The 6,097-nt window shown below is 54.9% G+C and carries 6 protein-coding genes; 4 read left to right on the top strand and 2 right to left on the bottom strand.

Translation table 11 applies throughout. The features are described from left to right. Positions 1 to 184 precede the first annotated feature (184 nt). Together B3520_RS02160 and B3520_RS02155 are read right to left on the bottom strand one after the other, a co-directional pair. Positions 185 to 523, bottom strand: coding sequence for a hypothetical protein (locus tag B3520_RS02160; RefSeq protein WP_286805897.1), 339 nt, complete (start codon positions 521 to 523; stop codon positions 185 to 187). A 12-nt stretch (positions 524 to 535) separates the two neighbouring features. Next, positions 536 to 1,120: a hypothetical protein gene (locus tag B3520_RS02155; protein ID WP_286805899.1), complete on the bottom strand. Its 585-nt coding sequence runs from the start codon at positions 1,118 to 1,120 to the stop codon at positions 536 to 538. A 278-nt stretch (positions 1,121 to 1,398) separates the two neighbouring features. Between B3520_RS02155 and B3520_RS02150 the strand changes: the two genes are divergently transcribed. From B3520_RS02150 to B3520_RS02135, 4 genes are all read left to right on the top strand, one after another. After that, on the top strand, positions 1,399 to 1,824 hold the full coding sequence (locus B3520_RS02150) for a hypothetical protein (RefSeq protein ID WP_286875259.1): 426 nt from the start codon (positions 1,399 to 1,401) through the stop codon (positions 1,822 to 1,824). Positions 1,825 to 1,836: 12 nt separating this feature from the next. After that, positions 1,837 to 2,151, top strand: a complete 315-nt coding sequence (locus B3520_RS02145; protein WP_286875257.1) for a HigA family addiction module antitoxin — start codon at positions 1,837 to 1,839, stop codon at positions 2,149 to 2,151. Between the two features lie 369 nt (positions 2,152 to 2,520). Further along, positions 2,521 to 4,494, top strand: coding sequence for an NAD nucleotidase (nadN, locus tag B3520_RS02140; protein ID WP_286875254.1), 1,974 nt, complete (start codon positions 2,521 to 2,523; stop codon positions 4,492 to 4,494). Between the two features lie 184 nt (positions 4,495 to 4,678). Next, positions 4,679 to 6,097, top strand: a 1,419-nt coding sequence (locus B3520_RS02135) for a ThuA domain-containing protein (protein WP_286875251.1), incomplete at its 3' end; no start/stop codon positions are given.

Below are 6,097 nucleotides of genomic sequence, written 5' to 3'. Positions count from 1 at the left end.
AGATCAAGTCTGAACTACTACACTTTAACAGCGATCGGGGTTCGCAGTTTACCAGCCACGCTTTTATCAGCGTTCTGAAACGTGAAGCGAGGGGATTACAGCTAAAAAGAGTCCCGATAAATCTTCGGTCTCACTCTCGGCCCAGGCAAATAAATCTTGATGAGGTTAATGCGATTAATTCAAGTTAACGGTAGTAGTCCGCAATAAAACGACACTCCCAATCTCTTCCTGTTTCATATTCCGCCAAGTCTTTCAATGTAGAGTAGAAACGCTTCTTGGGAAGATTGGCTAGATGGCCAGTATGCTCTTCTAACTCTGGAATCTCTTCATCAACCCGGTCAGAGAGTCTCTGGAAGACCTCCGGTCCCGGTGACTCCCTGCCGGAAAGCTCTTCCTCATAGATCAAACAAAGCCGATCATAAGGATTATTTTCTTCATTCGTAGCTCCACTATTACAGGCGTTTGCCGATAACAGCAGGAAAATGGATAGAGCCCGAACATTTGTTTTTATACCACTATTCATCATCACCTCCTTTTACATGGCAAGCTCATGTCGCTCTTCATGTATCAGCCATACTTTTCGATCATTTGCCCCACGAAAAGGATCAACCAAAAAATATGAAACAACATGAACCGGAACAAAGGAGGCGCCTATTCGTGATTTACCTATCTCTTCCCGTTGCCAGAGTTCATCTCCTCCGCGCGCCAAAATTCGATGCGTGGTTTTTCCCAGACTGATTCCCGTTGCCGCCGCACTGAAGATAAGCCCTGCCCCACCCGATACAAAGCTTGCCCCTGCACCTGCTAGGGAAGTGAGAAGCGGGTAATCTCGACCGCCCATTAGGCGGTTATTGAGCATGAACGTATAGTTGTTCTCTATGACGCTGGGTAATGTCATCGCTTTTCGGTGCGCGACGCAATTCTCTTGTATTGCCAGTTTCTCGACAGGAGTCGATGGCTCATAAATCCAACGGCCGTTCAAAAATTTAGAGTGGGCAAGAAGGAAGGGCTTTTGACCGGAATTTTGCAGATACCTTTTTAAGCCAATCAAATCGCCTAAGGTTTTGATTCCCGTTTCTGGGCGAAGCTCGTCTAGATGCTGGAGAACAGATGGCGTCATAATTAATTTCCTTTTAATTTGTAGCTGCTAAAATCGGAGGATAAACTGCGGTGAAAGAATACCTCTGAGGTCAAATGAGTTCAACCCCTTACGGAGTGACACAAATCACATTATGTGCTGTATGAACGGCTTACCACGCTGATGCCATGGACCAGTTACCTTGAAATCAACCAACTCCCAACTCATGGTCTAGCATGCCTCCCTATTTTCCTGGATCGGCCCGGCAGGTGACAATCATCAGCAGTGAGCAATGGTAACTGTCCGTAAGGAACGACAGAATGGAAGAACTTGACTTTTTTTATCTGACACCAATAAATCAAAATGCGTCGATTTTAACGACTTCGCGGCGACCAGAGTCTGTCAATGTTAAAGGCTCGGTGCTGGAGAAGCAGTTTTCCCTTCCCAATGGCTGGCACCTCATCTTGACGACGGCAGATTCACCGTACGATGAGGCGCTTTACATCACAGTGATCGACCAGCACTTTGAGGTAACAGATCAAATCGAAATTTCCAGCGCGCTGGTGCCTGGAATACTTGAAGATGTAGAAGTTCAGAGTCATAACCGTTTGAAGTTTTCGTTTAACAAAGCGGACCCGTACATCCTCACTATTGACCCCAAGGGCTTCATAATCCCGAGATCAAGTGATAAGGGTAGAAGGCCCCTTAGGACGATTTTTAAGAAGAAGTACTTGCACATTCACTGAGAGGTGAAAACTATGGCTATTCCCAATACTGAGAGTATTCAGCGCAAACCGACCCACCCTGGTGAGATGCTGAGGGAGGACTTTATCCCGGATTACGGTTTAAGCGTCGTTAAGCTCGCCGAGCTCCTGGGGGTCTCTAGCCAGTCTGTGAACGAGTTGTTGCGCGAGCGCCGCTCGGTCAGCCCCGAAATGGCTCTGCGACTGGGCCGCCTGTTTGGCAACTCTCCCGAGTTTTGGCTGAACGCGCAGAGAGCCGTTGATCTATGGGAGGCCTCCCAGTCAGCTAAAGATGAGGTGGCCCGAATCGAGCCTCTGAACGCCGCTTAGCAAACGAACTTGTTCACTCGGGTCGGCGCAGTGCGCCGACGGCGACTACCAGAAAAGCAACATTTTAGGGTATATAACCTATCAATCTACAACTTACCGGTAGTTTTATGGGAAATAACCGGAAATATATAAATTATCTTGTCTTTTTTACAGAACCACCGGATTTATATAATCGCTCATTGAGCTCGCCACCATACACAACCGACAGATAGCTCTAGAGCCAGCCTCCTGGGATTTCACTTTTGTTACCACTCCATGAATTTTCTGTGATTGGACTCCCGCAGCCCCCACTGTCACCAGAGCTTCAAAATGCGTCCGTAACATCCTCTGACCATCGACGATTTCGTAACATCAGAGGTAAAGGACAACATGAACGTTTTCAGAGTATTTGCATTGAGCCTGCTCGCGCAGGCGGTACTGGTAGGTTGTAGCGGCGACGACGGGGACGTCGGCCCGAGGGGTGAACTGGGTGAGCAAGGCCCTCAAGGGGAACAGGGTCCACAGGGTGAACCGGCGCCCAAAGCCATCGACCTGACCATCCTGCACATGAACGACCACCATTCCCACATCGCCGCCGAGAGCTTTGACTTTGACGTGACCGGGTTGGTAGATGCCACCAATGAGGCCGCCGATGCCGTCACCGAGGTTGAGGTGACCTACGGCGGCTTCCCGATGCTGGTCAGTCTGTTCAATACGGTGGCCGGCCAACACGAAAACGTCCTGAAGCTGCACACGGGGGACGCCATCACCGGCACACTGTATTATTCGCTGTTCAACGGCGCAGCCGATGCGGCGGTCATGAACGAAGTCTGTTTCGACGCCTTCGCCCTGGGCAATCATGAGTTCGATGATGGCGACAGCGGCCTGGCGACCTTCCTGGACGCCCTGAATTCCACCGCCTGCGAAACCCCGGCACTGGCGGCCAATGTGCAGCCGGCCGAAGATTCAGCCATTGCCGACGGCTATATTCAGCCCTACACCATTGTCGAACGAGACGGTGAGCAGATTGGCATTATCGGCATTGATATCGCCGGTAAAACCAAGAACTCATCCAACCCCGACGAAGGGACTGAGTTCCTGGACGAGGTGACGACGGCCCAGGCCAACATCGACACCCTGTCCGAAATGGGCGTCAACAAGATCATTCTGCTGACCCACTACCAGTATCAGAACGATCTCGATCTGGCAGCCAGCCTGAGCGGCGTCGACGTGATTGTTGGCGGCGACTCACACACGCTGCTCGGCGACGAGACCTTTGCGGAACTGGGCTTTAACCCGGCCGGTGACTACCCGACGCAGGTGAACAACGCCGATGGCGAGCCCGTCTGTGTGGTTCAGGCCTGGGAGTACGCTCACCTGATGGGCAAGCTTCACGTCAGTTTTGACGAGGCCGGCGTGGTCTCTTCCTGCGCTGGTATGCCGCTGATGCCCATCAGCGATAACTTTGTCTATGAATATAATGAGGAAGAGACGCGCAGCCTGAACGCCGCCGATCAGTTCTCCGTGGTCCGGGCGCTGACTGCCCACCCGGAAGTGGTGGTTACCCAGCCAGACGCGAACACCACCAACCTGTTGTCGATTTACGACGCTCAGGTCAGTGTGCTGGAACAGACCGTGATTGGCAGCAGCGCGGAAGACCTGTGTCTGGAGCGTTTTCCGGGACAGGGGCGTTCTTCCCTGTGTGATGCCTCGGCGACCTATGAGCGCGGCAGCGACATTTCCAATATTGTTGCCAAAGCCTTTCTCACGGTGACACCAACGGCCGATATTGCCATTCAGAATGGCGGCGGTGTGCGGGTGGATGTGGAAACCGGCCCCTATACCATTGCCGATGCGTTTACCCTGTTGCCCTTCTCCAACACGCTGGTAACGCTGGACATGACCGGTCAGCAGATTATCGATGTGCTGGAAGACGCGCTGGCCAATGCCCTCGACAACGGCGGCTCCTCCGGCTCCTACCCCTACGCCTCCGGCCTGCGTTTTGAAGTAGATGCATCCCAGGGGAAAGGCAGCCGCGTGTCCAACGTGGAAGTGAACTCACAGGTAGCCGGTGACTGGACCGCCATTGATACCTCGGCCACCTACACCGTGGTCACCAATGACTTTATCGCCTCCGGGCAGGATGGCTACGATACCTTTGCGATTCCCTTCGACGCCGGCGATTACGAGGATACCTTCACCGAATACGCCCAGGGCTTTATCGATTATGTCGAAGCACTGACCGCTGATGGCCAGAACCTGATCAAACTGCCCGAAGCCGAGTACTCCACTCAGCGCTACATCGACTCCGGTGGCTGCGACCACAGCGCTGTGGCGACTTGCGCGGACGACAATAACCTATAAACGCGGTTGATCTACCCTGCAAAAGGCTCTTCGGAGCCTTTTTTTATGCCTGCCCCCTAATAGTCACCCCGACTCGCATCGCTCCCACGTCTGGTTTATAGTGGCACCCTACCGATTTCCACACTCAGCCCGTACCCAATAAACAGGCGAGCAATAACATCCCAACGGCAATGTGAACTTTCCCATGACTGTAAATACCCCTCGTATTTTCGCTGTTTTCGCCCTGGTGCTCCTGGGCGCCCTGTCCACTGCGTGCTCTGACTCCGACCAGGGCGCGGAAAAGCCCACCTCGACTCAGCCAGGCGACCTGCTGGGCTCTGTGCTGATCTTCTCCAAATCCCCCGAGTGGCAGCACGAGTCGATCCCGGCCGGGGTCCAGGCAGTGACCGATCTGGTGGAGGCACGCGGTCTGACAGCAGAGGCAACGGATGACGCCAGCGTGTTTACCGATGAGCAGCTCCAGACGATGGCGGCGGTGGTGTTCGTCAACACCCGCGGAGATGTGCTCAACGCACAGCAGCAACTGGCGTTCGAGCGCTACATCCAGGCGGGCGGCGGCTTTGTGGGCATCCACTCGGCGGCGGACACCGAGGGCGACTGGCATTGGTATCGCCGCCTGCTGGGCGCGACGTTCAAATCCCACCCCAGCGACCCGGCGGACGTGCAGGCGGCCACCATCAAGGTGGTCAACTCCCATCACCCGGCCACCGAAACGCTACCGGCGCAGTTCCGGCTGGCGGACGAGTGGTACGATTTTCAGCAGCTGTCCGATCGCCGCACCGACCTGCTGACCCTTGACGAGCGCAGCTACCAGGGCGGCCAGCACGGCGCTTACCACCCTATCGCCTGGTACCACGACTTTGACGGTGGGCGGGCCTTCTACACCGGCCTGGGCCATACCATCGAGATGTTCAGCGAACCGTTATTTTTGAAGCACCTGGACGGGGGGCTTGAGTATGCCCTGGCCGAACGTCGGCCGCTGGATTACGCCGAGGTGAAACCGGACCCCCGCCGCTTCAAGCGCGACATTCTGGTGGATGACCTGAACGAGCCGGTGAGCTTTGATGTGACCGAGGACTACAGCGCCGCCATGATCGCCCAGCGCCAGGGCAAGCTCTTCTGGGTGGATGTAGGCACCCGGGAAATGACCGAAATGGCCGAGTTTGAAGTGTTCGCGCCTGCCAAAAACATCGAGTTTGGCCTGATTGCGGTGGCCTTCGACCCCGACTTTGCCGAGAACGGGCTGATCTACGCGATGTACAACCTGCCGGACGAGAGCGGCGAGCACGATCTGCTGCAACGGCTGGCGCAGTTCAAGGTGGACGAAAAAACCGTGGACATGGCCTCTGAGCAGGTGTTGATGGACATCCCCAACGACGACACCTGCTGCCACACCGGTGGCAACCTGGAGTTTGACCAGCACGGCAACCTGTTCGTCGCCCTGGGGGACAATGCCAACCCCTTCGAGTCCAACGGCTCCGGTCCGATCAACAACACCGCCGAAGGCACGCATCACGATGCCCTGCGCAGCGCGGGCAACACTCAGGACCTGCGCGGCAAGATCCTGCGTATCCAGCCGGACAAGAACGGCGGTTACCGCATT

This window comes from Marinimicrobium sp. UBA4509, from assembly GCF_002388575.1.
GTDB classification, from domain to species: domain Bacteria; phylum Pseudomonadota; class Gammaproteobacteria; order Pseudomonadales; family Cellvibrionaceae; genus Marinimicrobium; species Marinimicrobium koreense.
This window is presented reverse-complemented; position numbering and strand designations above follow the sequence as displayed.

What these genes read in the sequence shown, in the direction of transcription:
- B3520_RS02160 (WP_286805897.1), bottom strand. Translation starts at nt 523, where the DNA reads ATGAATAGTGGTATAAAAACAAATGTTCGGGCTCTATCCATTTTCCTG.
- B3520_RS02145 (WP_286875257.1), top strand. Translation starts at nt 1,837, where the DNA reads ATGGCTATTCCCAATACTGAGAGTATTCAGCGCAAACCGACCCACCCT.
- B3520_RS02150 (WP_286875259.1), top strand. Translation starts at nt 1,399, where the DNA reads ATGGAAGAACTTGACTTTTTTTATCTGACACCAATAAATCAAAATGCG.
- B3520_RS02155 (WP_286805899.1), bottom strand. Translation starts at nt 1,120, where the DNA reads ATGACGCCATCTGTTCTCCAGCATCTAGACGAGCTTCGCCCAGAAACG.
- nadN (WP_286875254.1), top strand. Translation starts at nt 2,521, where the DNA reads ATGAACGTTTTCAGAGTATTTGCATTGAGCCTGCTCGCGCAGGCGGTA.